The sequence below is a fragment of the Metabacillus fastidiosus NBRC 101226 genome (genome assembly GCF_001591625.1).
In the GTDB taxonomy this organism is placed as follows: Bacteria; Bacillota; Bacilli; order Bacillales; family Bacillaceae; genus Metabacillus; species Metabacillus fastidiosus.
Map to the genome: position 1 here is coordinate 1 of NZ_BCVG01000205.1, position 2,161 is coordinate 2,161.

2 protein-coding genes are annotated in these 2,161 nt (G+C 36.1%); both read right to left on the reverse strand.

Annotation, left to right across the window (positions count from 1 at the left end):
• Nucleotides 1–256 precede the first annotated feature (256 nt).
• On the reverse strand, nucleotides 257–1,258 hold the full coding sequence (gene mreB, locus BFA01S_RS21345; RefSeq protein WP_066235628.1) for a rod shape-determining protein: 1,002 nt from the start codon (nucleotides 1,256–1,258) through the stop codon (nucleotides 257–259).
• 160 nt (nucleotides 1,259–1,418) lie between these two features.
• The gene (gene spoIIID, locus BFA01S_RS21350; protein ID WP_066235630.1) at nucleotides 1,419–1,694 is read right to left on the reverse strand and encodes a sporulation transcriptional regulator SpoIIID; all 276 of its coding nucleotides are present in this window, start codon (nucleotides 1,692–1,694) and stop codon (nucleotides 1,419–1,421) included.
• Nucleotides 1,695–2,161 lie beyond the last annotated feature (467 nt).

Sequence of the window (2,161 nt, forward strand, 5' to 3'; positions counted from 1 at the left end):
CCCCTACTGATGGAAATTTCACTTTATTTCGACAGATTTCTCTATTCTTTATTATAAAGGAAAGCTCATATTTCCTCATTAATATTTTTGTAAATTAGCGGAAAATTTCTATATCTATTTTTATATCGTCTGTAAATATCAAATGTTAATATTGTTTCCAAAACAAAAAGACCCTTCTTAATTAAAATGTCAGATCTCCATACAATTAAATACTATGAAGAAATGAGGCATTCCATTATGAGAGGTCCTTTTTCTTTTATCCTAGCTTTCTTTTGCTAATACGGTCGATATTATCCAGCATAATACCAGTTCCGATTGCAACACAATCCATTGGATTTTCTGCAACGAGAACAGGAAGTTTTAATTCTTCTGCAAGCAGCAGATCAAGACCGTTTAATAAAGCTCCGCCTCCAGTCAAAATAACTCCGCGATCAATAATATCAGCAGATAATTCAGGCGGTGTACGCTCTAATACACTCTTCGCTGCTTGTACAATTGCAGAAATTGGTTCACGAAGTGCTTGCTCCACTTCTTTTGAATTTACAGTAATTGTGCGTGGTAATCCAGTGACCATATCTCGTCCACGAATGTCAATTTCTTCATTACGTGCGCCTGGGAATACCGTTGCAACCTTGATTTTAATATCTTCAGATGTACGTTCACCAATTAATAACTTGTACTCTTTTTTAATGTAATTTAATATTTCTGAATCAAACTGGTCTCCTGCCATTTTAATGGAAGAGGCGGTGACAATATCGCCCATTGATAAAACTGCGACATCTGTTGTTCCACCGCCTATATCAACGACTAAATTTCCGCTTGGCTGGAAAATATCCATTCCGGCACCAATTGCAGCCACTTTCGGTTCTTCCTCAAGATACACTTGCTTACCGCCGCTTTTTTCAGCCGCTTCTCTAATGGCCTTTTGTTCAACTGAAGTAATGTTTGTTGGACAACAAATTAACATACGAGGTTTAGAAAGCAAACCTTTTACATTTAATTTATTAATGAAGTGCTTTAGCATTGCTTCTGTAACCTCAAAATCAGCGATTACTCCATCCTTCAACGGACGAATTGCAACAATATTCCCAGGAGTACGTCCCACCATACGTCTTGCTTCTTCACCAACTGCGAGAACCTTCCCTGTATTCTTATCTAATGCAACAACTGATGGCTCGTTTAAAACGATGCCCTTCCCTTTCAAATGAATTAGTACATTCGCTGTACCTAAATCTATACCTATATCTCTCGCAAACATGCTATTCTATATCCTCCTAACAAATCGTGTTTCCAAAAAAAATCATACTCATACTAGTTTAATATTGTATCATAATTCATTAAATAAAGTATGTTTTTGTAAGATTTTTTCCTATCTTTGTCTACACTTTCGATTTGTCTTTAGGACATTGACACCTATCTCATTTCACTGGTTCCTGCTGCTGTACTTCTTCCTTCTTGTACTTTAATTTTGTTGCTTCTCCACCCCGAAGATGACGAATTGATTTATGATAATCTAAGATTTCCTTCACTTCAGCTGCTAGATCTGGATTAATCTCCGGCAATCTTTCCGTTAAGTCTTTATGGACAGTACTTTTGGAAACACCAAACTCCTTCGCAATAACGCGAACTGTTTTTCTTGTCTCCACGATATACTTTCCAATCTTGATTGTGCGTTCTTTGATGTAATCGTGCACACCACTCGACCTCCCTAATATGGATGTGAGAAGTGTGAAATGAGACTCGCATACCAAGACATTTCAGCAATGTTGTCATTCTTAGATCGTATGATGTCTATTTTACTACATACAGAATATTCACTCACGATCCCTCACCTCAGACACTCTCTCTTTGATAGGTTTGTAATATTTTATTAGCTTGGTTGTAGATATATGCTAGAAAAGTCAAGAGGGACAAGGGTTTTATTCATTTATTTTACTTTTTTTCAAATTGGACAACCTTTTTTAGCAAAAATCACTCTTTTTCCATCTTTTTATTTCCCGAGAAATTTGTCGTTAAATGAAGATAAGATAATATCTAAACAAATAATCTTGATTTCTCGTTCTAAGCTGCGAACAGAAAAGACCCTTTTTCTTCGTACATTTCAAATTTAATAAAGTGAAGCTTCCATCAATGGGGGTTTTTTCTCATCCTTCATTGATGG